The 26,448-nt window shown below is 54.7% G+C and carries 29 protein-coding genes and 4 tRNA genes; all 33 read left to right on the top strand.

Annotated elements, in window-relative coordinates; translation table 11 throughout:
• Positions 1–204 precede the first annotated feature (204 nt).
• The 33 genes from birA (at position 205) to rplE (ending at position 26,437) form a co-directional block, all read left to right on the top strand.
• Positions 205–1,158, top strand: coding sequence for a bifunctional biotin--[acetyl-CoA-carboxylase] ligase/biotin operon repressor BirA (birA, locus tag ACP7BN_RS14030; RefSeq protein WP_426204801.1), 954 nt, complete (start codon positions 205–207; stop codon positions 1,156–1,158).
• Positions 1,159–1,301: 143 nt separating this feature from the next.
• Complete coding sequence (locus tag ACP7BN_RS14025; RefSeq protein WP_426204807.1) at positions 1,302–1,736, top strand: hypothetical protein; 435 nt, start codon at positions 1,302–1,304, stop codon at positions 1,734–1,736.
• Positions 1,737–1,879: 143 nt separating this feature from the next.
• A tRNA-Tyr gene (locus ACP7BN_RS14020) sits at positions 1,880–1,964 on the top strand.
• Between the two features lie 25 nt (positions 1,965–1,989).
• Positions 1,990–2,063: transfer RNA gene (locus tag ACP7BN_RS14015), tRNA-Gly, on the top strand.
• 26 nt (positions 2,064–2,089) lie between these two features.
• Positions 2,090–2,165 (top strand) — tRNA-Thr (locus ACP7BN_RS14010).
• A gap of 84 nt (positions 2,166–2,249) precedes the next feature.
• Complete coding sequence (gene tuf / locus ACP7BN_RS14005; protein ID WP_420648616.1) at positions 2,250–3,443, top strand: elongation factor Tu; 1,194 nt, start codon at positions 2,250–2,252, stop codon at positions 3,441–3,443.
• Positions 3,444–3,496: 53 nt separating this feature from the next.
• Positions 3,497–3,572 (top strand) — tRNA-Trp (locus ACP7BN_RS14000).
• A 45-nt stretch (positions 3,573–3,617) separates the two neighbouring features.
• Positions 3,618–3,986, top strand: a complete 369-nt coding sequence (secE, locus tag ACP7BN_RS13995) for a preprotein translocase subunit SecE (protein WP_420648615.1) — start codon at positions 3,618–3,620, stop codon at positions 3,984–3,986.
• Between the two features lie 9 nt (positions 3,987–3,995).
• Positions 3,996–4,529, top strand: a complete 534-nt coding sequence (gene nusG / locus ACP7BN_RS13990; protein WP_007916492.1) for a transcription termination/antitermination protein NusG — start codon at positions 3,996–3,998, stop codon at positions 4,527–4,529.
• A 117-nt stretch (positions 4,530–4,646) separates the two neighbouring features.
• The gene (rplK, locus tag ACP7BN_RS13985) at positions 4,647–5,078 is read left to right on the top strand and encodes a 50S ribosomal protein L11 (protein WP_037017696.1); all 432 of its coding nucleotides are present in this window, start codon (positions 4,647–4,649) and stop codon (positions 5,076–5,078) included.
• Positions 5,078–5,773 carry a 50S ribosomal protein L1 gene (gene rplA / locus ACP7BN_RS13980; RefSeq protein ID WP_420648614.1) on the top strand — a complete coding sequence of 232 codons (696 nt, stop codon included), beginning with the start codon at positions 5,078–5,080 and terminating at the stop codon, positions 5,771–5,773. Before rplK ends, rplA begins: the two co-directional genes overlap by 1 nt.
• 196 nt (positions 5,774–5,969) lie before the next feature.
• A complete protein-coding gene (gene rplJ, locus ACP7BN_RS13975) occupies positions 5,970–6,470 on the top strand; it encodes a 50S ribosomal protein L10 (protein ID WP_420648613.1) in 501 nt (166 codons plus the stop codon).
• A 78-nt stretch (positions 6,471–6,548) separates the two neighbouring features.
• Positions 6,549–6,914: a 50S ribosomal protein L7/L12 gene (rplL, locus tag ACP7BN_RS13970; RefSeq protein ID WP_042561347.1), complete on the top strand. Its 366-nt coding sequence runs from the start codon at positions 6,549–6,551 to the stop codon at positions 6,912–6,914.
• Between the two features lie 220 nt (positions 6,915–7,134).
• On the top strand, positions 7,135–11,208 hold the full coding sequence (gene rpoB / locus ACP7BN_RS13965) for a DNA-directed RNA polymerase subunit beta (protein ID WP_420648612.1): 4,074 nt from the start codon (positions 7,135–7,137) through the stop codon (positions 11,206–11,208).
• Between the two features lie 64 nt (positions 11,209–11,272).
• A complete protein-coding gene (rpoC, locus tag ACP7BN_RS13960) occupies positions 11,273–15,472 on the top strand; it encodes a DNA-directed RNA polymerase subunit beta' (RefSeq protein ID WP_420648611.1) in 4,200 nt (1,399 codons plus the stop codon).
• 216 nt (positions 15,473–15,688) lie between these two features.
• Positions 15,689–16,060: a 30S ribosomal protein S12 gene (gene rpsL, locus ACP7BN_RS13955; protein WP_003186084.1), complete on the top strand. Its 372-nt coding sequence runs from the start codon at positions 15,689–15,691 to the stop codon at positions 16,058–16,060.
• A 107-nt stretch (positions 16,061–16,167) separates the two neighbouring features.
• Entirely contained in the window at positions 16,168–16,641 is a 474-nt protein-coding gene (rpsG, locus tag ACP7BN_RS13950; RefSeq protein WP_420648610.1) for a 30S ribosomal protein S7, read from the top strand.
• A 30-nt stretch (positions 16,642–16,671) separates the two neighbouring features.
• Positions 16,672–18,777 carry an elongation factor G gene (fusA, locus tag ACP7BN_RS13945; protein ID WP_420648609.1) on the top strand — a complete coding sequence of 702 codons (2,106 nt, stop codon included), beginning with the start codon at positions 16,672–16,674 and terminating at the stop codon, positions 18,775–18,777.
• Positions 18,778–18,808: 31 nt separating this feature from the next.
• Positions 18,809–20,002, top strand: a complete 1,194-nt coding sequence (tuf, locus tag ACP7BN_RS13940; RefSeq protein WP_420648608.1) for an elongation factor Tu — start codon at positions 18,809–18,811, stop codon at positions 20,000–20,002.
• 157 nt (positions 20,003–20,159) lie between these two features.
• Positions 20,160–20,471 (top strand): 30S ribosomal protein S10, encoded by a 312-nt coding sequence (gene rpsJ / locus ACP7BN_RS13935; RefSeq protein WP_003186070.1) that lies wholly within the window; start codon positions 20,160–20,162, stop codon positions 20,469–20,471.
• A gap of 80 nt (positions 20,472–20,551) precedes the next feature.
• A complete protein-coding gene (gene rplC / locus ACP7BN_RS13930) occupies positions 20,552–21,187 on the top strand; it encodes a 50S ribosomal protein L3 (protein ID WP_003186059.1) in 636 nt (211 codons plus the stop codon).
• 12 nt (positions 21,188–21,199) lie between these two features.
• Entirely contained in the window at positions 21,200–21,802 is a 603-nt protein-coding gene (gene rplD, locus ACP7BN_RS13925; protein WP_150711089.1) for a 50S ribosomal protein L4, read from the top strand.
• Positions 21,799–22,098: a 50S ribosomal protein L23 gene (gene rplW, locus ACP7BN_RS13920; protein WP_002555488.1), complete on the top strand. Its 300-nt coding sequence runs from the start codon at positions 21,799–21,801 to the stop codon at positions 22,096–22,098. The genes rplD and rplW overlap by 4 nt, the downstream gene beginning before the upstream one ends.
• A 14-nt stretch (positions 22,099–22,112) precedes the next feature.
• Positions 22,113–22,937 (top strand): 50S ribosomal protein L2, encoded by an 825-nt coding sequence (gene rplB, locus ACP7BN_RS13915; RefSeq protein WP_042561342.1) that lies wholly within the window; start codon positions 22,113–22,115, stop codon positions 22,935–22,937.
• 16 nt (positions 22,938–22,953) lie between these two features.
• Positions 22,954–23,229 carry a 30S ribosomal protein S19 gene (rpsS, locus tag ACP7BN_RS13910; protein WP_003228731.1) on the top strand — a complete coding sequence of 92 codons (276 nt, stop codon included), beginning with the start codon at positions 22,954–22,956 and terminating at the stop codon, positions 23,227–23,229.
• Positions 23,230–23,240: 11 nt separating this feature from the next.
• The gene (gene rplV, locus ACP7BN_RS13905; RefSeq protein WP_003103908.1) at positions 23,241–23,573 is read left to right on the top strand and encodes a 50S ribosomal protein L22; all 333 of its coding nucleotides are present in this window, start codon (positions 23,241–23,243) and stop codon (positions 23,571–23,573) included.
• 13 nt (positions 23,574–23,586) lie between these two features.
• Entirely contained in the window at positions 23,587–24,273 is a 687-nt protein-coding gene (rpsC, locus tag ACP7BN_RS13900) for a 30S ribosomal protein S3 (protein ID WP_003176422.1), read from the top strand.
• A gap of 12 nt (positions 24,274–24,285) precedes the next feature.
• Entirely contained in the window at positions 24,286–24,699 is a 414-nt protein-coding gene (rplP, locus tag ACP7BN_RS13895) for a 50S ribosomal protein L16 (RefSeq protein WP_003232424.1), read from the top strand.
• Positions 24,699–24,890: a 50S ribosomal protein L29 gene (gene rpmC, locus ACP7BN_RS13890; RefSeq protein ID WP_002555481.1), complete on the top strand. Its 192-nt coding sequence runs from the start codon at positions 24,699–24,701 to the stop codon at positions 24,888–24,890. The genes rplP and rpmC overlap by 1 nt, the downstream gene beginning before the upstream one ends.
• Positions 24,891–24,892: 2 nt before the next feature.
• Positions 24,893–25,159, top strand: coding sequence for a 30S ribosomal protein S17 (gene rpsQ / locus ACP7BN_RS13885; protein WP_003194644.1), 267 nt, complete (start codon positions 24,893–24,895; stop codon positions 25,157–25,159).
• Positions 25,160–25,182: 23 nt separating this feature from the next.
• Entirely contained in the window at positions 25,183–25,551 is a 369-nt protein-coding gene (rplN, locus tag ACP7BN_RS13880) for a 50S ribosomal protein L14 (protein WP_002555479.1), read from the top strand.
• 11 nt (positions 25,552–25,562) lie between these two features.
• Complete coding sequence (gene rplX / locus ACP7BN_RS13875) at positions 25,563–25,877, top strand: 50S ribosomal protein L24 (RefSeq protein WP_042561341.1); 315 nt, start codon at positions 25,563–25,565, stop codon at positions 25,875–25,877.
• 20 nt (positions 25,878–25,897) lie between these two features.
• The gene (rplE, locus tag ACP7BN_RS13870; protein WP_003210069.1) at positions 25,898–26,437 is read left to right on the top strand and encodes a 50S ribosomal protein L5; all 540 of its coding nucleotides are present in this window, start codon (positions 25,898–25,900) and stop codon (positions 26,435–26,437) included.
• Positions 26,438–26,448 lie beyond the last annotated feature (11 nt).

Here is a 26,448-nt window from a genome sequence, read left to right as displayed (position 1 = left end):
CTCAGCAGTGAAACGATGCATCGCCGATGGTAGTGTGGGGTTTCCCCATGTGAGAGTAGGTCATCGTCAAGATTAAATTCCGAAACCCCAATTGCGAAAGCAGTTGGGGTTTTGTTTTGGCCGCGAAAAAGCTCTCTGCTTGATTTCTATGCAACGGTCCAGTGCTTGGCTATTATTCCGGCCTAATTTTGAGGCGAGATCTGCATGTTGACGTTGTTGAATCTTCTCAAAGATGGTCGATTTCATTCTGGCGAGACTTTAGGTGCTGCCTTGGGCATCAGTCGAAGTGCGGTTTGGAAGCAGCTCCAGCACATGGAGGCTGAGCTCGGACTGTCAATTCATAAGGTTCGTGGTCGGGGCTATCAGTTGGCTTCGCCCCTGGCGCTACTTGATTCTGTTCAAATGGGCAGGGGGGCGCCAGATTGGCCTATTACTGTCCTCGACTCGGTCGACTCGACCAACGCTGAAGCTCTGCGGGCAGTTGATCGGGGGCAGCCTGCGCCTTTTCTTGTTTTGGCTGAGCGTCAGGTCTCCGGCCGCGGGAGGCGAGGGCGAAAATGGGTCAGTCCTTTCGCCGAAAACATCTATTACAGTCTTGTCTTGCGGATTGACGGCGGCATGCGGCAGCTCGAGGGTCTCAGTCTTGTCGTAGGCCTGGCTGTCATGCAGGCGCTCCGTGAGCAAGGCGTCCAAGGCTTGGGATTGAAATGGCCTAATGATGTACTGGTCGGGCCCAAGAAAATTGCGGGTATCTTGTTAGAGTTGGTGGGCGATCCGGCAGACGTGTGTCACGTGGTGCTAGGCGTGGGTATCAACGTGAACATGCAGTCTACTGAAGAGGTCGATCAGCAGTGGACGTCGTTGTTGCTAGAGTCGGGCAGGCGGAGCGATCGAAACGATATTGTGGCTGAGCTCAGTCGACAGTTGCGGGTCTATCTGGCGCGTCATCAGGCCAGCGGCTTTTCTACTCTGCGCGATGAGTGGGAAAGTGCTCACCTGTGGCAAGGGCGGCCGGTTTCCCTGATTGCCGGCGTTACTCGTATAGATGGTGTGGTACAAGGCATAGATAACCAGGGCGCGCTGCGCCTGGAGGTCGATGGCGTGGAAAAAGTTTTTAGTGGTGGTGAGCTCAGCTTGAGGTTGCGAGATGATTCCTGAGCTTAAGCTTGGGTAATTATCTCTCCGTGTTGATTCCCGGTCGGATCCGGAGTTGGTTCCATATGTTGTTCCGCAAGCTGAGCTATCCCCTGGCTTGGTATTCGTTGATCTGGCGATGGCGTGCACTTTGTTCTGAGGTTGTTATGCGTTGGTTGTTTTTGCTGTTGCTCGTTCTCAATGTCTTCTATTACGTCTGGCACCAGCAGGAGGCTCCATTGCGTGCGAAGGATGTAACGCCGCTGAGTCTTTATCGAGGCTCTCAGCAGGATATCCGGCTGCTGAGTGAGACTGACGGATCTCGGGAGAAAGAAAAGACAATCTCGGCAAAAGGGCAGTGCTTTTACCTTGGAGGATTTGGTCGTCCGGAATCCGCGCAGGCGCTTGAGGTGCGTTTGGCCGAAATGGGGGTCAAGGTTCAAGTGGGGCAAAAAGATCTGCCGGAACCCGGTTTCTGGCTGAGCGTTGCGCCTGAAAGCCAGCGATTGCTCGGTGATGCACAGCTGAAAAACCTTTCCAACGAATTCAATGAGTTAAAACATAAAATAATGCAGTGCGAGGGGGTTGCACCTGCTGAATAGTTTGCATAGAATGGCGCCCGCTCCACAGCGAAGACCCTAAAGGGTTGATGCTGCAGGGTGATGTCAATGCAGCTAACCTCAGGTTTTTAAATGAGAAAATGCTTGACAAGGGTTTGGCATGATATAGAATGCCGGCCTGATTAGGAGGGGTTCCCGAGCGGCCAAAGGGATCAGACTGTAAATCTGACGTCTACGACTTCGAAGGTTCGAATCCTTCTCCCTCCACCAGATTTTAGCGTGAGCTGCAAGCTCTGCGGGTATAGTTTAGTGGTAGAACCTCAGCCTTCCAAGCTGATGATGCGGGTTCGATTCCCGCTACCCGCTCCAAGTTTGCAGGTTGTGCAAAGTTTTACGCTCTTGTAGCTCAGTTGGTAGAGCACACCCTTGGTAAGGGTGAGGTCAGCGGTTCAAATCCGCTCAAGAGCTCCATATAACAAGGCAGATATGAAAATATCTGCCTTTGTTTTAATGGCTTTTGTTGTTTGCTTAATTCTTCTGTTAGGGGTGTTATCGATGGCTAAGGAAAAGTTTGATCGTTCCCTACCGCACGTCAACGTTGGGACCATTGGTCACGTTGACCACGGTAAAACCACTCTGACTGCTGCTCTGACTCGCGTTTGCTCCGAGGTTTTCGGTTCGGCAATCGTTGATTTCGACAAGATCGACAGCGCCCCGGAAGAGAAAGCTCGCGGCATCACCATTAATACTGCGCACGTTGAATATAACTCGTTGATCCGTCACTACGCTCACGTTGACTGCCCGGGTCACGCTGACTATGTGAAGAACATGATCACCGGTGCTGCCCAGATGGACGGCGCAATCCTGGTTTGCTCGGCCGCTGATGGTCCGATGCCACAGACCCGTGAGCACATCCTGCTGTCCCGCCAGGTTGGTGTTCCGTACATCGTGGTCTTCCTGAACAAGGCTGACCTGGTAGACGACGCTGAGCTGCTGGAACTGGTTGAGATGGAAGTTCGCGACCTGCTGTCCACCTATGACTTCCCAGGCGACGACACTCCGATCATCATCGGTTCGGCTCGTATGGCTCTGGAAGGCAAAGACGACAACGAAATGGGCACCACTGCCGTTCGTAAACTGGTTGAGACTCTGGACAGCTACATTCCAGATCCGGTACGTGTTATCGACAAGCCGTTCCTGATGCCAATCGAAGACGTATTCTCGATCTCCGGTCGCGGTACTGTTGTAACTGGTCGTATCGAGCGCGGTATCGTCAAGGTTCAGGATCCACTGGAAATCGTTGGTCTGCGTGATACTACTGTCACCACCTGCACCGGTGTTGAAATGTTCCGGAAGCTGCTCGACGAAGGTCGTGCTGGCGAGAACTGCGGCGTACTGTTGCGCGGCACTAAGCGTGACGACGTAGAGCGTGGCCAGGTTCTGGTTAAGCCGGGTTCGGTCAAGCCGCACACCAAGTTCGAAGCTGAAGTGTACGTGTTGAGCAAAGAAGAAGGCGGTCGTCACACTCCGTTCTTCAAAGGCTACCGTCCACAGTTCTATTTCCGGACCACTGACGTGACCGGTAACTGCGAACTGCCGGAAGGCGTTGAAATGGTAATGCCAGGCGACAACATCAAAATGGTTGTCACCCTGATCAAGACCATCGCAATGGAAGACGGTCTGCGTTTCGCTATCCGTGAAGGTGGTCGTACCGTCGGCGCCGGCGTAGTGGCAAAGATCATCGAGTAATTGGTTGTAATGTATTTTTCGGGCCGGCATAATGGTCGGCCTGATTTTGTTTTAGGTCAGTAGCTCAATTGGCAGAGCGACGGTCTCCAAAACCGTAGGTTGGGGGTTCGATTCCCTCCTGACCTGCCAGATTCACTCGGTGTGTCTGGCTTTCTTTTCACAGGATCTTCATAGATGACTCCTAAAGCTGAAGCTCAAGGCTCTCGCTTCGATCTGCTCAAGTGGCTTGTAGTAGTCGCTTTGGTGATTGTTGGTGTGGTTGGCAATCAGTATTATGCCGCTTCGCCGATCCTGTATCGTGTACTCGCATTGCTTGCCATTGCTGCTGTTGCTGCCTTTGTAGGCTTGCAGACGGCGAAGGGCAAGTCTTTCTTTGTGCTCGCTAAGGAAGCTCGCACCGAGATTCGTAAAGTCGTATGGCCAACTCGCCAAGAAACCACGCAGACCACTCTCATTGTGGTGGCTGTTGTTCTGGTTATGGCGTTGCTGTTGTGGGGTCTTGATTCCCTGCTCGGCTGGCTTGTCTCCTTGATTGTTGGCTAAGGGTGTCCCGTGGCTAAGCGTTGGTACGTTGTGCATGCTTACTCGGGTTACGAGAAGCATGTCATGCGCTCTTTGGTTGAGCGTGTAAAGCTGGCTGGCATGGAAGACGGCTTTGGCGAAATTCTGGTTCCCACTGAAGAAGTGGTTGAAATGCGTAATGGCCAGAAACGCAAAAGCGAACGCAAGTTCTTCCCAGGCTATGTGCTGGTTCAGATGGACATGAATGAGGGTACTTGGCACTTGGTCAAGGATACTCCTCGGGTGATGGGTTTTATCGGCGGTACCGCCGACAAGCCTGCGCCAATCACTGATAAAGAAGCGGAAGCGATTCTGCGTCGTGTTGCTGATGGTAGCGACAAGCCGAAGCCGAAGACGTTGTTCGAGCCAGGTGAGACTGTTCGTGTCAATGACGGTCCGTTTGCTGATTTCAACGGCGTTGTCGAAGAAGTTAACTACGAAAAGAGCCGGATCCAAGTGGCGGTGCTCATTTTCGGTCGCTCTACTCCGGTAGAGTTGGAGTTCAGTCAGGTCGAAAAGGTCTAACTGACAAAGCATCCCAACCCCGCAGCCCTAGGCTGTGGGGTTTTGTCGTCACTGGGATAAACGCGCAAGTAACCGGGGAGCCTTTCGAGGCGATCGAACCCGTAATTGGAGTGCCTCATGGCCAAGAAGATTACCGCTTACATCAAGCTGCAAGTGAAGGCCGCTCAGGCTAACCCAAGCCCACCTGTTGGTCCTGCACTGGGTCAACACGGCGTGAACATCATGGAATTCTGCAAGGCTTTCAACGCCCGTACTCAGGGTATTGAGCCAGGTCTGCCGACTCCAGTGATCATCACTGTCTACAGCGACCGTAGCTTCACTTTCGAAACCAAATCCACCCCTGCTTCGGTTCTGCTGAAGAAGGCGGCTGGTCTGACTAGCGGTTCCGCTCGTCCGAACACCGTTAAGGTTGGCACTGTTACCCGTGCTCAGCTGGAAGAAATCGCGAAAGCCAAAAACGCGGATCTGACTGCAGCTGATATGGATGCAGCCGTGCGTACTATCGCCGGTTCTGCTCGTAGCATGGGCCTTAACGTGGAGGGTGTGTAATGGCTAAGCTGACCAAGCGTCAAAAGGCTATCGCCGGCAAAATCGAAGCAGGCAAGTCCTACAACTTTGTAGACGCTGCCGCTCTGTTGGCCGAGCTGTCGACTGTCAAGTTCAGCGAGTCGTTCGACGTAGCTGTAAACCTGGGCGTAGACCCGCGTAAATCTGACCAGGTTGTTCGTAGCGCTACTGTGCTGCCACACGGCACTGGCAAGACCGTTCGCGTTGCTGTGTTCACCCAGGGTCCAGCTGCTGAAGCCGCTCTGGCTGCCGGCGCTGACCGTGTTGGTATGGACGACCTGGCTGCCGAAATGAAAGGCGGCGACCTGAACTATGACGTAGTTATCGCATCCCCGGATGCCATGCGCGTTGTAGGTCAGTTGGGCCAGATCCTCGGTCCACGTGGTCTGATGCCTAACCCGAAAGTCGGCACCGTGACTCCAGACGTAGCTACCGCGGTTAAAAACGCCAAGGCTGGTCAGGTTCGTTATCGCACCGACAAAAACGGCATCATCCACACTTCCGTTGGCAAGGTCGGTTTCGACGCTGTTCAACTGAAGGAAAACGTTGAAGCCCTGATCGCTGATTTGAAGCGTATCAAGCCAGCTTCCTCGAAAGGCATTTACGTCAAGCGCGTTACCCTGAGCACCACTATGGGCCCGGGTCTGGTCATCGACCAAGGTTCGCTGGACGCGTAAGACAAAATTGGCGCGAGTGATCGCGCCAATTGAAAGATTGGGGTCCCTGCCTGGCGGGGGCTGTCCAAGACCGTAGGCGACGCAAGTCTTAAACCACAAGCCTACGCAGATGGTGCTCCCGGTTCCTTACCGAATCAGACACCAAAACGACATTCGGTTTCGATCGAATGAAACGGTAACAAGCAGGAGTTAACCCGTGGCAATTTATCTCGAAGACAAGAAGGCCATCGTCGCTGAAGTCAACGAGGCTGCCAAAGTCGCTCTGTCCGCTGTTGTGGCTGATGCCCGTGGCGTAACAGTAGGCGCAATGACCGGACTCCGTAAAGAGGCTCGTGAAGCTGGCGTTTACGTACGTGTTGTACGTAACACCCTGCTCAAGCGCGCCGTTGCAGACACTGAATACAGTGTTCTCAACGACGTGTTCACTGGCCCGACCTTGATTGCATTCTCCAACGAACATCCTGGCGCTGCTGCCCGTTTGTTCAAAGAGTTCGCCAAAGGTCAGGATAAGTTCGAGATCAAGGCAGCTGCGTTCGAGGGCAAGTTCCTCGCAGCTAATCAGATCGACGTGCTGGCAAGCCTGCCGACCCGTGACGAAGCAATTTCCCAGCTGATGAGCGTGATTCAAGGCGCTACCAGCAAATTGGCTCGTACTCTGGCGGCACTTCGCGACCAGAAAGAAGCAGCTGCAGCCTAAGGCTGAGCGTTTCCTCTTTCGCGTATTTTTGTTTATTTCGATGGCCTGCAGGCTGTCCCCCAATTCAGGAAATAAGTCATGTCTCTGACTAACGAACAAATCATCGACGCAATCGGCGAAAAATCGGTTCTGGAAATCGTTGAACTGATCAAGGCAATGGAAGAGAAGTTCGGCGTATCCGCTGCCGCTGCTTCTGCTGGTCCAGCTGCTGCTGCCGCTGTTGTTGAAGAGCAAACCGAGTTCAACGTTGTTCTGCTGGAAGCTGGCGAGAAGAAAGTAAACGCCATTAAAGCAGTTCGCGAGCTGACCGGTCTGGGCCTGAAAGAAGCCAAAGAGAAAGTAGACGGCGCTCCTCAGGTAGTTCTGGAAGGCGTTTCGAAAGAAGCTGCTGAAGACGCCAAGAAGAAGCTGGAAGAAGCAGGCGCTAAAGTCGAGCTGAAATAAGTATCGACTTTGCTCCTCCAGCCCGAGCGTCAAGCGAAAGGCTGATGGCTGGTGGCTCTTGCCACCGGCCTTTTTCCGTTATTGGCAGCCGACTGGGTCGGTGCTGATAACGAGCTGTAACCACCCGATGCGGTGGAGCAAACCATGGGGTTTGCACGATTTTCTGGCTGCTCCCGTCGGGAGGGGCCAAACAAGCAGGTGACCAAGCTGGGGAACGCTGATGGCTTACTCATATACTGAGAAAAAACGTATCCGCAAGGACTTTAGCAAGTTGCCGGACGTCATGGATGTGCCTTACCTCCTGGCCATCCAGCTGGATTCGTATCGTGAATTCTTGCAAGCGGGAGCGACTAAAGATCAGTTCCGCGACGTGGGCCTGCATGCGGCCTTCAAATCCGTTTTCCCGATCATCAGCTACTCCGGCAATGCTGCGCTGGAGTACGTCGGTTATCGCCTGGGCGAACCGGCATTTGATGTCAAAGAATGCGTATTGCGCGGTGTGACTTACGCCGTACCTTTGCGGGTAAAAGTGCGCCTGATCATTTTCGACAAAGAATCGTCGAACAAAGCGATCAAGGACATCAAAGAGCAAGAAGTCTACATGGGTGAAATTCCCCTGATGACTGAGAACGGTACCTTCGTAATCAACGGTACCGAGCGTGTAATCGTTTCCCAGTTGCACCGTTCCCCGGGCGTGTTCTTCGACCACGACCGCGGCAAGACGCATAGCTCCGGCAAACTGCTGTACTCCGCGCGCATCATTCCTTACCGCGGTTCGTGGTTGGACTTCGAGTTCGACCCGAAAGACTGCGTATTCGTGCGTATCGACCGTCGTCGCAAGCTGCCGGCATCGGTACTGCTGCGCGCGCTCGGCTATACCACTGAAGAAGTGCTGGACGCGTTCTACACCACCAACGTATTCAGCCTGAGTGGCGAGACCCTCAAGCTGGAACTGATCGCTTCGCGTCTGCGCGGCGAGATTGCCGTCCTGGATATCCAGGATGAAAACGGCAAGGTGATTGTTGAAGCTGGCCGCCGTATTACTGCGCGCCACATCAACCAGATCGAGAAGGCCGGTATCAAATCGCTGGAAGTGCCTCTGGACTACGTTCTGGGCCGCACAACCGCCAAGGTTATCGTTCACCCGGCCACTGGCGAAATCCTGGCTGAGTGCAACACCGAGCTGAACACCGAGATCCTGGCGAAAATCGCCAAGGCTCAGGTTGTTCGCATCGAGACCCTGTATACCAACGACATCGACTGCGGTCCGTTCGTCTCCGACACTCTGAAGATAGACTCCACCAGCAACCAATTGGAAGCGCTGGTCGAGATCTATCGCATGATGCGTCCAGGCGAGCCGCCAACCAAAGACGCTGCCGAGACCCTGTTCAACAACCTGTTCTTCAGCCCTGAGCGCTATGACCTGTCTGCGGTCGGCCGGATGAAGTTCAACCGTCGTATCGGTCGTACCGAGATCGAAGGTTCGGGCGTGCTGTGCAAGGAAGACATCGTCGCGGTACTGAAGACTCTGGTCGACATCCGTAACGGTAAAGGCATCGTCGATGACATCGACCACCTGGGTAACCGTCGTGTTCGCTGCGTAGGCGAAATGGCCGAGAACCAGTTCCGCGTTGGCCTGGTACGTGTTGAGCGTGCGGTCAAAGAGCGTCTGTCGATGGCAGAAAGCGAAGGCCTGATGCCGCAAGACCTGATCAACGCCAAGCCAGTGGCTGCGGCGGTGAAAGAGTTCTTCGGTTCCAGCCAGCTCTCGCAGTTCATGGACCAGAACAACCCGCTGTCCGAGATCACCCACAAGCGTCGTGTCTCCGCACTCGGCCCTGGCGGTCTGACTCGTGAGCGCGCAGGCTTCGAAGTCCGTGACGTACACCCGACTCACTACGGTCGTGTTTGCCCGATTGAAACGCCGGAAGGTCCGAACATCGGTCTGATCAACTCCCTGGCGGCCTATGCGCGCACCAACCAGTATGGTTTCCTCGAGAGCCCGTACCGTGTGGTGAAAGACGCTCTGGTCACCGACGAGATCGTATTCCTGTCCGCCATCGAAGAAGCTGATCACGTGATCGCTCAGGCTTCGGCCACGATGAACGACAAGAAAGTCCTGATCGACGAACTGGTAGCTGTTCGTCACTTGAACGAGTTCACCGTCAAGGCGCCGGAAGACGTCACCTTGATGGACGTTTCGCCGAAGCAGGTAGTTTCGGTTGCCGCGTCGCTGATCCCGTTCCTGGAGCACGATGACGCCAACCGTGCGTTGATGGGTTCCAACATGCAGCGTCAAGCTGTACCAACCCTGCGCGCTGACAAGCCGCTGGTAGGTACCGGCATGGAGCGTAACGTAGCTCGTGACTCCGGCGTTTGCGTCGTTGCTCGTCGTGGCGGCGTGATTGACTCTGTTGACGCCAGCCGTATCGTGGTTCGTGTTGCTGATGACGAAGTTGAAACCGGTGAAGCTGGTGTCGACATCTACAACCTGACCAAATACACCCGTTCGAACCAGAACACCTGCATCAACCAGCGTCCGCTGGTGAGCAAGGGTGATCGCGTTCAGCGTAACGACATCATGGCCGACGGTCCGTCCACCGATATGGGTGAGCTGGCACTGGGTCAGAACATGCGCATCGCGTTCATGGCGTGGAACGGCTTCAACTTCGAAGACTCCATCTGCCTGTCCGAGCGTGTGGTTCAGGAAGACCGCTTCACCACGATCCACATTCAGGAACTGACCTGTGTGGCGCGTGACACCAAGCTTGGGCCTGAAGAGATCACTGCAGACATCCCGAACGTCGGTGAAGCTGCACTGAACAAACTGGACGAAGCCGGTATCGTTTATGTAGGTGCTGAAGTTGGCGCGGGCGACATCCTGGTTGGTAAGGTCACTCCGAAAGGCGAGACCCAACTGACTCCGGAAGAGAAGCTGTTGCGTGCAATCTTCGGTGAAAAAGCCAGCGACGTTAAAGACACTTCCCTGCGCGTACCGACCGGTACCAAAGGTACTGTCATCGACGTACAGGTCTTCACCCGCGACGGCGTTGAGCGTGATGCTCGTGCACTGTCGATCGAGAAGACTCAGCTCGACGAGATCCGCAAGGATCTGAACGAAGAGTTCCGTATCGTTGAAGGCGCGACTTTCGAACGTCTGCGTTCCGCTCTGGTAGGCCACAAGGCTGAAGGCGGCGCTGGTCTGAAGAAAGGTCAGGACATCACCGACGAAGTACTCGACGGTCTTGAGCATGGTCAGTGGTTCAAACTGCGCATGGCTGAAGATGCTCTGAACGAGCAGCTCGAGAAGGCTCAGGCCTACATCGTTGATCGTCGCCGTCTGCTGGACGACAAGTTCGAAGACAAGAAGCGCAAACTGCAGCAGGGCGATGACCTGGCTCCAGGCGTGCTGAAAATCGTCAAGGTTTACCTGGCAATCCGTCGTCGCATCCAGCCGGGCGACAAGATGGCCGGTCGTCACGGTAACAAGGGTGTGGTCTCCGTGATCATGCCGGTTGAAGACATGCCGCACGATGCCAATGGCACCCCGGTCGACGTCGTCCTCAACCCGTTGGGCGTACCTTCGCGTATGAACGTTGGTCAGATCCTTGAAACCCACCTTGGCCTCGCGGCTAAAGGTCTGGGCGAGAAGATCAACCGGATGATCGAAGAGCAGCGTAAAGTCGCAGAACTGCGTACTTTCCTGGACGAGATCTACAACCAGATCGGCGGTCGTAACGAAGACCTGGACAGCTTCTCTGATCAGGAAATCCTCGATCTGGCGAAGAACCTGCGTGGCGGTGTTCCAATGGCCACCCCAGTGTTCGACGGCGCCAAGGAAAGCGAAATCAAGGCCATGCTGAAACTGGCAGACCTGCCAGAAAGCGGCCAGATGCAGCTGACCGACGGCCGTACCGGCAACAAGTTCGAGCGCCCGGTTACTGTTGGCTACATGTACATGCTGAAGCTGAACCACTTGGTAGACGACAAGATGCACGCTCGTTCTACCGGTTCGTACAGCCTGGTTACCCAGCAGCCGCTGGGTGGTAAGGCACAGTTCGGTGGTCAGCGTTTCGGGGAGATGGAGGTCTGGGCACTGGAAGCATACGGTGCCGCTTACACTCTGCAAGAAATGCTCACAGTGAAGTCGGACGATGTGAACGGCCGTACCAAGATGTACAAAAACATCGTGGATGGCGATCACCGTATGGAGCCGGGCATGCCCGAGTCTTTCAACGTGTTGATCAAGGAAATTCGTTCCCTCGGCATCGATATCGATCTGGAAACCGAATAACACGTGACGCGAATCGAGAGCGGGGCAGGATTGCCCGCTCTCTGCTCCGCCAGGAGGAAAGGCCTTGAAAGACCTACTGAATTTGCTGAAAAACCAGGGTCAAGTCGAAGAGTTCGACGCCATCCGTATTGGATTGGCATCGCCTGAGATGATCCGCTCTTGGTCGTTCGGCGAAGTTAAAAAGCCGGAAACGATCAACTACCGTACGTTCAAACCTGAGCGTGACGGCCTGTTCTGCGCCAAGATCTTTGGCCCGGTAAAGGATTACGAGTGCCTGTGCGGTAAGTACAAGCGCTTGAAGCACCGTGGTGTGATCTGCGAGAAGTGCGGCGTTGAAGTCGCGCTGGCAAAAGTTCGTCGTGAGCGCATGGCGCACATCGAACTGGCCTCGCCAGTTGCCCACATCTGGTTCCTGAAATCGCTGCCGTCGCGTATCGGCTTGCTGATGGACATGACCCTGCGTGATATCGAACGCGTTCTCTACTTCGAGAGCTATGTCGTTATCGACCCAGGCATGACCACCCTTGAAAAAGGTCAGCTGCTGAACGACGAGCAGTACTTCGAAGCGCTGGAAGAGTTCGGTGATGATTTCGACGCCCGCATGGGTGCTGAAGCTGTCCGTGAACTGCTGCACGCTATCGACCTGGAGCACGAGATTGGCCGTCTGCGCGAAGAAATTCCGCAAACCAACTCCGAAACCAAGATCAAGAAGCTGTCCAAGCGTCTGAAGTTGATGGAAGCCTTCCAGGGTTCCGGCAACCTTCCAGAATGGATGGTGCTGACCGTTCTGCCGGTTCTGCCGCCAGATCTGCGTCCACTGGTCCCGCTGGATGGCGGTCGCTTCGCGACTTCCGACCTCAACGATCTGTATCGTCGAGTGATCAACCGTAACAACCGCTTGAAGCGTCTGCTTGATCTGTCCGCTCCGGACATCATCGTGCGCAACGAAAAGCGTATGTTGCAGGAAGCTGTCGATGCACTGCTCGACAACGGTCGTCGTGGCCGCGCTATCACCGGTTCGAACAAGCGTCCTCTGAAATCTTTGGCTGACATGATCAAGGGTAAGCAGGGTCGTTTCCGTCAGAACTTGCTCGGTAAGCGTGTTGACTACTCCGGTCGTTCGGTAATTACCGTAGGCCCGACTCTGCGTCTGCATCAGTGCGGTCTGCCGAAGAAGATGGCTCTCGAGCTGTTCAAACCGTTCATTTTCGGCAAGCTGGAAATGCGTGGTCTCGCGACTACCATCAAAGCCGCCAAGAAAATGGTCGAGCGCGAACTGCCAGAGGTTTGGGACGTTCTCGCTGAAGTGATCCGTGAACACCCGGTTCTCCTCAACCGTGCACCGACCCTTCACCGTCTGGGTATCCAGGCGTTTGAACCAGTACTGATCGAAGGTAAGGCTATTCAGCTGCACCCGCTGGTCTGCGCCGCGTACAACGCCGACTTCGACGGCGACCAAATGGCCGTGCACGTACCGCTGACGCTGGAAGCCCAGCTCGAAGCGCGTGCGTTGATGATGTCGACCAACAACATTCTGTCGCCAGCCAACGGTGAGCCAATCATCGTTCCGTCGCAGGACGTTGTATTGGGTCTGTACTACATGACTCGTGAAGCGATCAACGCCAAAGGCGAAGGTCGTGTGTTCGCGGATCTGCAGGAAGTTGACCGTGTGTTCCGTGCCGGCGAAGCCGCACTGCACGCCAAGGTCAAAGTGCGGATCAATGAAACCGTCAACGACCGTGACGGTGGCAGCGTGAGCGGCACTCGTATCGTCGACACCACTGTCGGCCGTGCGTTGCTGTATCAAGTTGTGCCAAAAGGTCTGTCGTACGACGTCGTCAACCTGCCGATGAAGAAAAAGGCGATCTCCAAGCTGATCAACCAGTGCTACCGCGTGGTTGGTTTGAAAGAGACCGTGATCTTCGCTGACCAGTTGATGTACACCGGTTTTGCTTATTCGACCATTTCCGGCGTTTCCATCGGTGTTAACGACTTCGTTATCCCGGATGAGAAAGCCCGCATCATCGGTGCTGCCACCGACGAAGTGAAAGAGATCGAGAGCCAGTACGCCTCCGGCCTGGTAACCCAGGGCGAGAAGTACAACAAAGTGATCGACCTTTGGTCGAAAGCGAACGACGAAGTTTCCAAGGCGATGATGGCCAACCTCTCGAAAGAGAAAGTCATCGACCGTCACGGCGTCGAAGTCGACCAAGAGTCGTTCAACTCGATGTACATGATGGCTGACTCGGGTGCGCGGGGTTCCGCAGCACAGATTCGTCAGCTGGCCGGTATGCGTGGTCTGATGGCCAAGCCGGACGGTTCCATCATCGAAACGCCGATTACTGCGAACTTCCGTGAAGGTTTGAGCGTACTTCAGTACTTCATCTCGACTCACGGTGCTCGTAAAGGTTTGGCGGATACCGCGTTGAAAACTGCGAACTCCGGTTACCTGACTCGTCGTCTGGTAGACGTGGCGCAGGATCTGGTCGTGACCGAGATCGATTGCGGTACCGAACACGGTCTGCTGATGACTCCGCACATTGAAGGCGGTGACGTTGTAGAGCCGTTGGGTGAACGCGTACTGGGTCGAGTAATCGCCCGTGACGTATTCAAGCCAGGTACCGAGGACATCATCGTTCCTGCCGGCACTCTGGTAGACGAGAAGTGGGTCGAGTTCATCGAACTCAACAGCATCGACGAAGTGATTGTTCGCTCGCCGATCAGCTGCGAAACCCGCTACGGCATTTGCGCCAAGTGCTACGGCCGTGACTTGGCTCGTGGTCACCAGGTGAACATCGGTGAAGCGGTCGGCGTTATCGCTGCCCAGTCCATCGGTGAGCCGGGTACCCAGCTGACCATGCGTACGTTCCACATTGGTGGTGCGGCAAGCCGGACCTCCGCAGCCGACAGCGTTCAGGTGAAGAATGGCGGTACCGTCCGTCTGCACAACCTGAAACACGTTGAGCGAGTGGATGGCCACCTGGTTGCTGTGTCCCGTTCCGGTGAGCTGGCAATCGCTGATGACTACGGTCGTGAGCGCGAGCGTTACAAGCTGCCGTACGGTGCTGTGATTTCGGTTAAAGAAGGTGACAAGGTCGACGCTGGCGCAATCGTGGCCAAGTGGGACCCGCACACTCACCCAATCGTTACCGAAATGAAAGGTACCGTGACCTACGTGGGCATGGAAGAAGGCATCACGATCAAGCGTCAGACTGACGAATTGACCGGTATGACCAACATTGAAGTACTCGACGCCAAAGATCGTCCAGCTGCCGGTAAAGACATCCGTCCTGCCGTGAAGATGGTCGACGACAACGGCAAGGATCTGTTGCTGCCAGGTACTGACGTAATCGCTCAGTACTTCCTGCCAGCCAACGCCCTGGTCGGTGTAGCGGATGGTGCGAAGATCGCGATCGGTGATGTTATCGCGCGTATCCCGCAAGAGACCTCGAAAACTCGAGACATCACCGGTGGTCTGCCGCGTGTTGCCGACTTGTTCGAAGCTCGTCGTCCGAAAGAAGCGTCGATTCTGGCTGAAGTCAGCGGCACCATCGCGTTCGGTAAAGAGACCAAAGGCAAGCGCCGTCTGGTCATTACCCCGAACGACGGTAGCGATCCGTACGAAGAGCTGATTCCGAAGTGGCGTCACCTGAACGTGTTCGAAGGCGAACAGGTAAACCGCGGCGAAGTTATCTCCGACGGCCCGAGCGATCCACACGACATCCTGCGTCTGCTGGGTGTGAGTGCGCTGGCCAAGTACATCGTTAACGAGATCCAGGACGTTTATCGTCTGCAGGGCGTGAAGATCAACGATAAGCACATCGAGACCATCCTGCGTCAGATGCTGCGTAAAGTTGAAATCGCTGAATCCGGCGATTCCACTTTCATCAAGGGCGACCAGATGGAATTGACTCACGTACTGGTAGAGAACGAGCGTCTGGCGGGCGACGAGAAATTCGTTTCCAAGTTCACTCGTGTACTGCTGGGTATCACCAAGGCGTCGTTGTCCACCGAATCGTTCATCTCGGCGGCTTCCTTCCAGGAAACCACTCGAGTACTGACCGAAGCGGCAGTCACCGGCAAGCGCGACTACTTGCGCGGTCTGAAAGAAAACGTGGTCGTGGGTCGTCTGATCCCGGCTGGTACCGGTTTGGCATATCACAGCGAGCGCAAGCGTCGCCGTGAAGCAGACAAGCCGTTGCGCGTAAGCGCCAGTGAAGTGGAAGCTGCACTGACCGAAGCGCTGAACTCGAGCGGTAACTGAGTTCTGCGATAAATGAGCGTAAGGCCCTGATCGCACCGTTCATCGAATCGAGACAATTTGTCGAGGTTCGATGAGTGGTGAGGTCGGGGCCTTGCCTTGACTGGGGCCAAGATCCTCTTTAGACTCTTGTACCCCTAAATTTGGCGGGAATTCGTTCCTGCCATTTTGCTTTTCTTGCAAGACAATAGCGTCGCAAGACAACAGTGGAGCTAGTAGATGGCAACTATCAACCAGCTGGTACGTCAGCCGCGTAAGCGTATCGTCGAGAAATCCGACGTGCCTGCGCTGCAGAACTGCCCGCAACGTCGTGGCGTGTGCACCCGTGTGTACACCACCACGCCGAAAAAACCTAACTCGGCACTGCGTAAAGTATGCCGTGTGCGTCTGACCAACGGTTTCGAGGTTTCCTCGTACATCGGCGGTGAAGGCCACAACCTGCAAGAGCACAGCGTGGTACTGATCCGCGGCGGTCGTGTAAAAGACTTGCCAGGTGTTCGTTACCACACCGTTCGCGGCTCCCTGGATACTTCCGGCGTCAAAGGTCGTAACCAAGGTCGTTCGAAGTACGGTACCAAGCGTCCGAAGTAATCGGTCGTTTTGCAGATTTCTATTTTATTGAGTCGATAAGAGTAAGGTCGGGCACGCATCCTCTGGATCTGTCCCGAGCTAACCTGAAGACCGCTTGAGGGCTTATCATGCCAAGACGTCGCGTAGCAGCAAAGCGTGAGATTCTGGACGATCCGAAATACGGAAGCCAGATCCTCGCCAAATTCATGAACCACGTTATGGAAAGCGGCAAGAAAGCCGTTGCCGAGCGTATCGTTTATGGTGCCCTGGAAACCGTTGCGGCCCGTAAGGTCGGCTCCGATCCCCTGGAACTCTTCGAGAAAGCACTCGACGCCATCGCTCCGCTGGTCGAAGTGAAGTCGCGCCGCGTTGGTGGTGCTACTTACCAGGTTCCGGTCGAAGTTCGTCCGTCCCGTCGTAACGCTCTGGCAATGCGCTGGTTGGTAGACTTCGCACGTAAGCGTGGCGAGAAGTCTATGGCTCTGCGCTTGGCTGGCGAGCTGCTGGATGCTGCTGAAGGTAAAGGTGCTGCTGTTAAGAAGCGTGAAGACGTGCACCGTATGGCAGAAGCCAACAAAGCTTTCTCGCACTACCGCTTCTAATTTTAGCTTCACTAATTTTGCGAGGGCTTTATGGCTCGTACTACTCCGATTAGTCGCTACCGTAACATCGGTATCGTCGCTCACGTGGATGCTGGTAAAACCACCACCACCGAGCGCGTCCTTTTTTACACCGGCAAAAGTCACAAAATGGGCGAGGTGCATGACGGCGCCGCGACCACAGACTGGATGGTTCAGGAGCAGGAGCGTGGTATTACCATTACTTCTGCTGCCATTACCGCCTTCTGGAAAGGTTCTGCCAAGCAGTACAAAGACGAGCATCGCTTCAACGTAATCGATACCCCGGGCCACGTAGACTTCACTATTGAAGTTGAACGTTCCCTGCGCGTACTCGACGGCGCGGTCGTTGTGTTCTGCGGTACTTCGGGTGTTGAGCCTCAGTCGGAAACCGTATGGCGTCAAGCCAACAAATACGGCGTTCCACGTCTTGTTTACGTAAACAAGATGGACCGTGCTGGTGCGAACTTCCTGCGCGTGATCGAACAGATCAAAAAGCGTCTGGGTCACACGCCAGTGCCAATCCAGTTGGCTATCGGTGCAGAAGACAACTTCCAGGGTCAGATCGATCTGATCAACATGGAAGCTGTGTACTGGAACGATTCCGACAAGGGTATGGTTCCTGTTCGTAAGCCTGTTCCTGAAGATATGCAGGAATTGGCTGCCGAATGGCGCGACAACATGGTTCAGGCTGCTGCCGAAGCCAATGAAGACCTGATGAACAAGTACCTTGAAGGTGAAGAACTCACCATCGAGGAGATCAAGGCCGCTCTGCGTCAGCGTACTATCGCTGGTGAAATCGTCTTGGCTGTTTGCGGTTCTTCCTTCAAGAACAAGGGTGTTCCCCTGGTTCTCGACGCCGTTATCGACTACCTGCCTGCGCCAACCGACATTCCTGCTATCAAGGGTACTGATCCTGATAACGAGGAAATCGAGCTGGAGCGTCATGCAGACGATGCGGAGCCGTTCTCGGCTCTGGCGTTCAAGATCGCTACCGACCCATTCGTGGGTACTTTGACCTTCGTCCGTGTTTACTCGGGCGTGTTGAACTCCGGCGACGGCGTGATCAACTCGGTTAAAGGCAAGAAAGAGCGCGTGGGTCGTATGGTGCAAATGCACGCAAACGCCCGTGAAGAGATCAAGGAAGTGCGCGCTGGCGACATCGCGGCCCTGATCGGCATGAAGGACGTCACCACTGGTGAAACCTTGTGCAACGCTGACAAGCCAATCATCCTCGTTCGTATGGACTTCCCGGAGCCGGTTATTTCGGTTGCCGTAGAGCCTAAGACCAAGGATGACCAGGAAAAAATGGGTATCGCTCTGGGCAAGCTTGCTCAGGAAGATCCATCTTTCCGCGTTAAAACTGATGAAGAGACTGGTCAAACGATCATCTCCGGCATGGGCGAGCTGCACCTGGACATCCTGGTTGACCGGATGCGCCGTGAGTTCAACGTCGAAGCCAACATCGGCAAGCCTCAGGTTTCCTATCGTGAGCGCATCACGAAGAACTGCGAAATCGAAGGCAAGTTCGTTCGTCAGTCCGGCGGTCGTGGCCAGTTCGGTCACTGCTGGATCCGTTTTGCTCCTGCTGACGAAGGTCAGGAAGGTCTGCAATTCGTGAACGAAGTAGTAGGTGGTGTGGTTCCTAAGGAATACATCCCGGCTATCCAGAAGGGTATCGAAGAGCAGATGAAGAACGGCGTAGTTGCCGGCTATCCGCTGATCGGCCTGAAGGCTACCGTGTTCGATGGTTCTTACCACGACGTCGACTCCAACGAGATGGCGTTTAAAGTGGCTGCTTCCATGGCGACCAAGCAACTGGCCCAGAAGGGTGGTGGTGAGTTGCTCGAGCCGATCATGGCGGTAGAGGTTGTTACGCCTGAAGACTATATGGGTGATGTGATGGGCGACCTTAATCGTCGTCGCGGCATGATCCAGGGTATGGAAGACACGGTCTCCGGCAAAGTAATCCGCGCGGAAGTTCCGCTGGGTGAAATGTTCGGTTACGCGACCGACGTTCGTTCCATGTCTCAGGGTCGCGCAAGCTACTCTATGGAATTCAAAAAATACGATACAGCCCCGTCGCACATCGTCGAGTCTGTTACCAAAAAACAAGGCTGATTCAGCCCCTTTAGGCTAGGAGTTAATTGTCGTGGCTAAAGAAAAATTTGATCGTTCCCTACCGCACGTCAACGTTGGCACCATCGGTCACGTTGACCACGGTAAAACCACTCTGACTGCTGCTCTGACTCGCGTTTGCTCCGAAGTTTTCGGTTCGGCAATCGTTGACTTCGACAAGATCGACAGCGCACCAGAAGAGAAAGCTCGTGGTATCACCATCAACACCGCGCACGTTGAATACAACTCGCTGATCCGTCACTACGCTCACGTTGACTGCCCAGGTCACGCTGACTATGTGAAGAACATGATCACCGGTGCTGCTCAAATGGACGGCGCAATCCTGGTTTGCTCGGCCGCTGATGGTCCGATGCCGCAAACCCGTGAGCACATCCTGCTGTCCCGCCAGGTTGGCGTTCCGTACATCGTGGTCTTCCTGAACAAGGCTGACCTGGTAGACGACGCTGAGCTGCTGGAACTGGTTGAGATGGAAGTTCGCGACCTGCTGTCCACCTATGACTTCCCAGGCGACGACACTCCGATCATCATCGGTTCGGCTCGTATGGCTCTGGAAGGCAAAGACGACAACGAAATGGGCACCACTGCCGTTCGTAAACTGGTTGAGACTCTGGACAGCTACATTCCAGATCCAGTTCGTGTTATCGACAAGCCGTTCCTGATGCCAATCGAAGACGTATTCTCGATCTCCGGTCGCGGTACTGTTGTAACTGGTCGTATCGAGCGCGGTATCGTCAAGGTTCAGGATCCACTGGAAATCGTTGGTCTGCGTGACACTACCGTCACCACCTGCACCGGTGTTGAAATGTTCCGTAAGCTGCTCGACGAAGGTCGTGCTGGCGAGAACTGCGGCGTTCTGCTGCGTGGCACCAAGCGTGACGACGTAGAGCGTGGCCAGGTTCTGGTCAAGCCAGGTTCGGTTAAGCCGCACACTACCTTCGAAGCTGAAGTGTACGTGTTGAGCAAAGAAGAAGGCGGTCGTCACACTCCGTTCTTCAAAGGCTACCGTCCACAGTTCTACTTCCGGACCACTGACGTGACCGGTAACTGCGAACTGCCGGAAGGCGTTGAGATGGTAATGCCAGGCGACAACATCAAAATGGTTGTCACCCTGATCAAGACCATCGCAATGGAAGACGGTCTGCGTTTCGCTATCCGTGAAGGCGGTCGTACCGTCGGCGCTGGCGTCGTAGCCAAAATCATCGCCTAACTCTTTTTGAGTTAGTAATGATGAGTTGAAAAAAGCCTCCGCTTAGCGGGGGCTTTTTTTATTGGGTTGACACCTATTCGGGGCGTCTATAGAATTGCGCCTCCTTTTAACGGGCGTATTGCGCTCGGTGGGAATAGCAGCCGGAGTCTGAAATCCAATGCAAAATCAGCAAATCCGTATCAGGTTGAAGGCCTTTGACCATCGTCTGATCGACCAATCCACCCAGGAAATCGTGGAAACCGCGAAACGTACTGGTGCTCAAGTGCGTGGTCCAATTCCACTGCCTACCCGTAAAGAGCGGTTCACCGTTCTGGTCTCCCCGCACGTCAACAAAGACGCGCGTGACCAGTACGAGATCCGTACTCATAAGCGCGTTCTGGATATCGTCCAGCCAACGGATAAAACCGTTGATGCGCTTATGAAGCTTGATCTTGCGGCCGGTGTGGAAGTGCAGATCAGCCTCGGCTAAGACTCGGTCTTAGTCGTGTAACGCTCTGAAATGGGCGGCCATAGCGGGTGAAAGCCCCGTACACTCATGAGGTTTACAACATGACTATTGGTGTAGTCGGTCGTAAATGCGGTATGACCCGTATTTTCACCGAAGAAGGTGTCTCCATTCCGGTTACGGTCATTGAGATCGAGCCGAATCGCGTCACCCAGTTCAAAACTGAAGAGACCGATGGCTATCGTGCAGTGCAAGTCACTGTCGGCGAGCGTCGCGCTTCCCGTGTAACAGCTGCTCAGGCTGGCCACTTCGCTAAGGCGAACGTTGCCGCTGGTCGTACCGTCATGGAGTTCCGCCTTGAAGAAGGCGAGTACCAGGCTGGCGATCTGATCAACGCTGAAATCTTCGCTGCTGGTCAACTGGTTGATGTAACCGGTCAGTCCAAAGGTAAAGGCTTCCAGGGTACGATCAAGCGTTGGAACTTCCGCGGGCAAGATAATACCCACGGTAACTCCGTGTCCCACCGCGTCCCGGGCTCTATCGGCCAGTGCCAGACTCCTGGTCGTGTATTCAAGGGCAAAAAAATGTCCGGTCATATGGGCGCTGAGCGCGTGACCGTGCAGTCCCTGGAAGTAGTGCGCGTGGACGCTGAACGCAATCTGTTGTTGGTCAAGGGTGCTGTTCCTGGCGCTACTGGCGGCAACCTGGTTGTACGTCCGGCAGCCAAGGCTCGCGGTTAAGGGGAAGCTGACATGCAATTAAATGTAAATGACGCTCAAGCGATCGAAGTTTCCGAACTGACGTTTGGCGGCGAGTTCAATGAGACGCTGGTTCACCAAGCAGTCGTGGCCTACATGGCCGGCGGCCGTCAGGGTAGCAAGCAGCAAAAGACCCGTTCCGACGTTCGTGGTGGCGGTAAGCGCCCTTGGCGTCAGAAAGGTACTGGCCGTGCTCGTGCCGGTACTATCCGTAGCCCAATCTGGCGCGGCGGCGGTACCACTTTCGCAGCTCGTCCACAGGATCACTCCCAGAAGCTGAACAAGAAGATGTATCGCGCAGCAATGCGTTCCATCCTTGCTGAGCTGGTGCGTACTGATCGTCTGGTTGTGGTTCAGGATTTCGCCGTTGAGTCGCCGAAAACCAAAGACCTGCTGGGCAAACTGAACAACATGAGTCTGACCGACGTTCTGATCGTGTCCGACGCTGTTGATCAGAACCTGTACCTGGCTGCTCGCAACCTGCCACACGTTGATGTACGTGACGTGCAAGGTTCCGATCCAGTTAGTCTGATCGCATACGACAAGGTGTTGATCACCGTGTCGGCCGTGAAGAAATTCGAGGAGCTGCTGGGATGAACCAGGAACGCGTATTTAAAGTTCTGCTTGGCCCGCACGTTTCCGAGAAGGCTACGGTTCTGGCTGACAAGAAAGGCCAGTTCGTTTTCAAGGTTGCAACTGACGCAACCAAGCTGGAAATCAAGAAGGCCGTCGAAAGCCTGTTCAGCGTGAAAGTTGAGCGTGTTACTACCCTGAACGTTCTGGGTAAAAGCAAGCGCACAGCTCGCGGTCTGGGCAAGCGTAATGACTGGAAGAAGGCAGTTATCTCCCTTCAGCCAGGCCAAGATCTCGATTTCAGCAGCAGTGCTGAGTAAGGAAGGGGTGCATCATGGCAATCGTTAAATGCAAACCGACTTCCCCTGGCCGCCGTTTTGTGGTCAAGGTGGTCAACCAGGAGCTGCATAAAGGCGCTCCTCACGCACCGCTGCTCGAGAAAAAATCGAAGACTGGTGGTCGTAACAACAATGGTCGCATTACCACTCGTCACATCGGTGGTGGCCACAAGCAGCATTATCGTATGGTCGATTTCCGTCGCAACGACAAAGATGGCATTCCAGCCACTGTTGAACGCATTGAATACGATCCAAACCGTACTGCTCACATTGCTCTTATGTTGTACGCAGACGGCGAACGCCGTTACATCATCGCCCCTAAAGGCGTGAGCGCTGGCGACCAGCTGATTTCGGGTGCTTTGGCTCCGATCAAGCCGGGCAACCAGTTGCAACTGCGCAGCATTCCAGTTGGTAGCACCGTACACGGCATCGAATTGAAGCCAGGTAAAGGCGCACAGATCGCTCGTTCCGCTGGTGCTTCGGCTCAGCTGATCGCTCGTGAAGGTGTGTACGTGACCCTGCGTCTGCGTTCCGGTGAAATGCGTAAAGTACTGGCTGAATGCCGTGCGACCTTGGGCGAAGTCTCGAACTCCGAGCATAGCCTGCGTTCGCTGGGTAAAGCTGGTGCCAAACGCTGGCGTGGCGTTCGCCCAACCGTTCGTGGTGTTGCCATGAACCCGGTTGACCACCCACATGGTGGTGGTGAAGGTCGTACCTCTGGTGGTCGTCATCCGGTATCGCCATGGGGCTTCCCGACTAAGGGCGCGAAGACTCGTGGTAATAAGCGTACCGACAAAATGATCGTCCGTCGTCGCAAGTAAATAGAGGGATACGACAGTGCCACGTTCTCTGAAAAAAGGTCCTTTTATTGATCTTCACCTACTGAAGAAGATCGAAGTGGCGGCGGAAAAGAACGATCGCAAACCAATTAAGACTTGGTCGCGTCGTTCGATGATCCTGCCACAAATGGTCGGTCTGACCATCGCAGTACACAACGGTCGTCAACACGTCCCAGTTCTCGTTAACGAAGACATGGTCGGCCACAAACTGGGCGAGTTTGCCGGTACCCGCACTTATCGTGGGCACGTGGCAGACAAGAAAGCCAAGCGTTAAGGGGTTAGGAAATGGAAGTAGCCGCTAAGTTGTCGGGCGCTCGAATCTCCGCCCAGAAAGCCCGCTTGGTCGCCGACCAGATTCGCGGGAAGAAGGTGGGCGAAGCGCTCAACTTGTTGGCTTTCAGCAGTAAGAAAGCCGCCGAGATCATGAAGAAAGTGCTGGAGTCGGCCGTAGCCAACGCCGAGCATAACGAAGGCGCAGACGTTGATGACCTTAAGGTCAGCACCGTTTTCGTCAACGAAGGGCGTTCGCTGAAGCGCATCATGCCACGTGCCAAAGGCCGTGCTGATCGCATCGTCAAGCGGTCTTGCCATATCACTGTCAAGGTTGCTGACAAGTAACGGAGTCGAAGAGATGGGTCAGAAAGTACATCCCATTGGCATTCGCCTGGGAATCGTCAAGGAGCACACCTCCGTCTGGTACGCAGACGGTCGGACTTATGCGGACTATTTGTTCGCTGATCTGAAGGTGCGTGAGTATCTCCAAGACAAACTAAAAAGCGCGTCCGTAAGCCGTATCGATATCCATCGTCCGGCGCAAACTGCACGTATCACCATCCACACCGCTCGTCCAGGTATCGTTATCGGGAAGAAAGGTGAAGATGTTGAGAAACTGCGTCAGGACCTGACCAAGCAAATGGGTGTGCCTGTGCACATCAATATCGAAGAGATCCGTAAGCCGGAGCTCGACGGTATGCTGGTTGCGCAGAGCGTAGCTCAGCAGCTGGAGCGTCGCGTAATGTTCCGTCGCGCTATGAAGCGCGCTGTACAGAACGCCATGCGCATTGGTGCCAAAGGCATCAAAATCCAAGTGAGCGGTCGTCTCGGCGGTGCTGAAATCGCACGTACTGAATGGTATCGCGAAGGTCGTGTGCCACTGCACACCCTGCGTGCCGACATCGACTATGCCAACTACGAAGCTCACACCACTTACGGTGTGATCGGTGTAAAGGTTTGGATCTTCAAAGGCGAAGTAATTGGTGGTCGCCAAGAAGAACTGAAACCACAAGCACCAGCGCCTCGTAAAAAAGCTGCTAAGTAAGGGGTACGCCAAATGTTGCAACCTAAGCGTACGAAGTTCCGCAAGCAGATGACAGGCCACAACCGTGGTCTGGCTCAGCGCGGTAGCAAAGTCAGCTTCGGCGAGTTCGCGCTGAAGTCTGTAGCTCGTGGTCGTCTCACCGCTCGTCAGATCGAGTCAGCGCGTCGTGCTCTGACCCGTCACGTTAAACGTGGCGGCAAGATCTGGATCCGTGTATTCCCGGACAAGCCGATCTCCAAAAAGCCTCTCGAGGTTCGGATGGGTAAAGGTAAGGGTAACGTGGAATACTGGGTTGCCCAGATTCAGCCAGGTAAAGTCCTGTATGAAATCGAGGGCGTAACTGAAGAGCTGGCGCGTGAGGCTTTTGCCCTGGCTGCTGCAAAGCTGCCGCTCGCCACCGCCTTTGTTAAACGGACGGTGATGTGATGAAAGCGAATGAACTTCGTGAAAAATCCGCACAGCAGCTGAACGAGCAACTGCTCGGCCTGCTGCGCGACCAGTTCAATCTGCGTATGCAGAAAGCAACTGGCCAGTTGGGGCAGTCTCATCTGCTCTCGCAAGTTAAACGTGACATCGCTCGCGTGAAGACTGTGCTCAACCAGCAGGCAGGTAAGTGATCATGGCTGAAGCCGAAAAAACTGTCCGTACGCTGACTGGCCGTGTTGTCAGCGACAAGATGGACAAAACCATCACCGTTCTGATCGAGCGTCGCGTTAAGCACCCGATCTACGGTAAATACGTTAAGCGTTCGACTAAGCTGCACGCGCACGACGAAACCAATCAGTGCCACATCGGCGACAAAGTCACTATTCGTGAAACTCGTCCGATGGCCAAGACCAAGTCTTGGGCGCTGGTTGATGTTCTCGAACGCGCTGTGGAAGTCTAAGGACTAGGGGTCGGAGAAATTATATGATTCAGACTCAATCCATGCTCGATGTGGCCGATAACAGCGGCGCACGCCGCGTTATGTGCATCAAGGTGCTGGGTGGCTCCCATCGTCGTTACGCTGGTATCGGTGACATCATCAAAGTTACCGTGAAGGAAGCAATTCCTCGCGGTAAAGTGAAAAAAGGCCAAGTGATGACTGCTGTTGTAGTCCGCACTCGTCACGGCGTACGTCGTGCTGATGGCTCCATTATCCGCTTTGATGGCAACGCTGCTGTTCTTCTGAACAACAAGCAAGAGCCGATCGGCACCCGTATCTTTGGGCCAGTGACCCGTGAACTTCGTACTGAGAAGTTCATGAAGATCGTCTCGCTCGCCCCAGAAGTGCTGTAAGGAGATCCGACATGCAAAAGATTCGTCGTGACGACGAGATCATCGTGATCGCCGGCAAAGACAAAGGTAAGCGCGGTAAGGTGCTGAAGGTTCTTGCTGACAACCGTCTGGTTGTTGGTGGTCTGAACCTGGTCAAGCGTCATACCAAGCCCAACCCGATGTCGGGCGTACAAGGCGGTATCGTCGAGAAAGAAGCGCCACTGCACGCTTCTAACGTAGCCATCTTCAATGGCGAAACCAACAAGGCTGACCGCGTTGGTTTCAAAGTAGAAGAAGGTAAGAAAATTCGTGTCTTCAAGTCGACCCAAAAAGCGGTTGATGCTTGAACACTGCTAGGTAGAAGACCATGGCACGACTAAAAGAGATTTACCGGAAGGAAATCGCTCCGAAACTTAAGGAAGAACTTAAGCTTTCGAACGTGATGGAAGTTCCGCGCGTTACCAAAATCACCCTGAACATGGGTCTGGGCGAAGCGATCGGCGACAAAAAAGTCATCGAGCACGCTGTTGCTGACCTGGAAAAGATCACCGGCCAAAAAGTCGTTGTGACCTACGCTCGTAAATCCATCGCTGGCTTTAAAGTCCGTGAAGGATGGCCGATCGGCGTCAAGGTGACTCTGCGCCGTGAGCGTATGTACGAGTTCCTGGATCGTCTGCTGTCGATCTCCCTGCCTCGGGTTCGCGACTTCCGCGGCCTGAATGCCAAGTCCTTCGATGGTCGTGGTAACTACAGCATGGGCGTGAAAGAGCAGATCATTTTCCCGGAAATCGACTACGACAAGATCGATGCTCTCCGCGGTCTGGACATTACCCTGACCACCACTGCCAAGAACGATGATGAAGGCCGCGCTCTGCTGCGTGCTTTCAAATTCCCGTTCCGCAACTGATTGGAGTAGGA

This window comes from Pseudomonas sp. TWP3-1, from assembly GCF_049896625.1.
Lineage (GTDB): Bacteria > Pseudomonadota > Gammaproteobacteria > Pseudomonadales > Pseudomonadaceae > Aquipseudomonas.
This window is presented reverse-complemented; position numbering and strand designations above follow the sequence as displayed.

Coding starts and splice junctions, on each gene's coding strand:
- rplN (WP_002555479.1), top strand. CDS start 25,183: ATGATTCAGACTCAATCCATGCTCGATGTGGCCGATAACAGCGGCGCA.
- rpoB (WP_420648612.1), top strand. CDS start 7,135: ATGGCTTACTCATATACTGAGAAAAAACGTATCCGCAAGGACTTTAGC.
- birA (WP_426204801.1), top strand. CDS start 205: ATGTTGACGTTGTTGAATCTTCTCAAAGATGGTCGATTTCATTCTGGC.
- ACP7BN_RS14025 (WP_426204807.1), top strand. CDS start 1,302: ATGCGTTGGTTGTTTTTGCTGTTGCTCGTTCTCAATGTCTTCTATTAC.
- rpsL (WP_003186084.1), top strand. CDS start 15,689: ATGGCAACTATCAACCAGCTGGTACGTCAGCCGCGTAAGCGTATCGTC.
- rplA (WP_420648614.1), top strand. CDS start 5,078: ATGGCTAAGCTGACCAAGCGTCAAAAGGCTATCGCCGGCAAAATCGAA.
- rplK (WP_037017696.1), top strand. CDS start 4,647: ATGGCCAAGAAGATTACCGCTTACATCAAGCTGCAAGTGAAGGCCGCT.
- rplE (WP_003210069.1), top strand. CDS start 25,898: ATGGCACGACTAAAAGAGATTTACCGGAAGGAAATCGCTCCGAAACTT.
- rplP (WP_003232424.1), top strand. CDS start 24,286: ATGTTGCAACCTAAGCGTACGAAGTTCCGCAAGCAGATGACAGGCCAC.
- rpsJ (WP_003186070.1), top strand. CDS start 20,160: ATGCAAAATCAGCAAATCCGTATCAGGTTGAAGGCCTTTGACCATCGT.
- rplV (WP_003103908.1), top strand. CDS start 23,241: ATGGAAGTAGCCGCTAAGTTGTCGGGCGCTCGAATCTCCGCCCAGAAA.
- rpsG (WP_420648610.1), top strand. CDS start 16,168: ATGCCAAGACGTCGCGTAGCAGCAAAGCGTGAGATTCTGGACGATCCG.
- rplX (WP_042561341.1), top strand. CDS start 25,563: ATGCAAAAGATTCGTCGTGACGACGAGATCATCGTGATCGCCGGCAAA.
- rpmC (WP_002555481.1), top strand. CDS start 24,699: ATGAAAGCGAATGAACTTCGTGAAAAATCCGCACAGCAGCTGAACGAG.
- tuf (WP_420648616.1), top strand. CDS start 2,250: ATGGCTAAGGAAAAGTTTGATCGTTCCCTACCGCACGTCAACGTTGGG.
- rplD (WP_150711089.1), top strand. CDS start 21,200: ATGCAATTAAATGTAAATGACGCTCAAGCGATCGAAGTTTCCGAACTG.
- rpsC (WP_003176422.1), top strand. CDS start 23,587: ATGGGTCAGAAAGTACATCCCATTGGCATTCGCCTGGGAATCGTCAAG.
- rplW (WP_002555488.1), top strand. CDS start 21,799: ATGAACCAGGAACGCGTATTTAAAGTTCTGCTTGGCCCGCACGTTTCC.
- rplB (WP_042561342.1), top strand. CDS start 22,113: ATGGCAATCGTTAAATGCAAACCGACTTCCCCTGGCCGCCGTTTTGTG.
- rpsQ (WP_003194644.1), top strand. CDS start 24,893: ATGGCTGAAGCCGAAAAAACTGTCCGTACGCTGACTGGCCGTGTTGTC.
- rplL (WP_042561347.1), top strand. CDS start 6,549: ATGTCTCTGACTAACGAACAAATCATCGACGCAATCGGCGAAAAATCG.
- secE (WP_420648615.1), top strand. CDS start 3,618: ATGACTCCTAAAGCTGAAGCTCAAGGCTCTCGCTTCGATCTGCTCAAG.
- rplC (WP_003186059.1), top strand. CDS start 20,552: ATGACTATTGGTGTAGTCGGTCGTAAATGCGGTATGACCCGTATTTTC.
- fusA (WP_420648609.1), top strand. CDS start 16,672: ATGGCTCGTACTACTCCGATTAGTCGCTACCGTAACATCGGTATCGTC.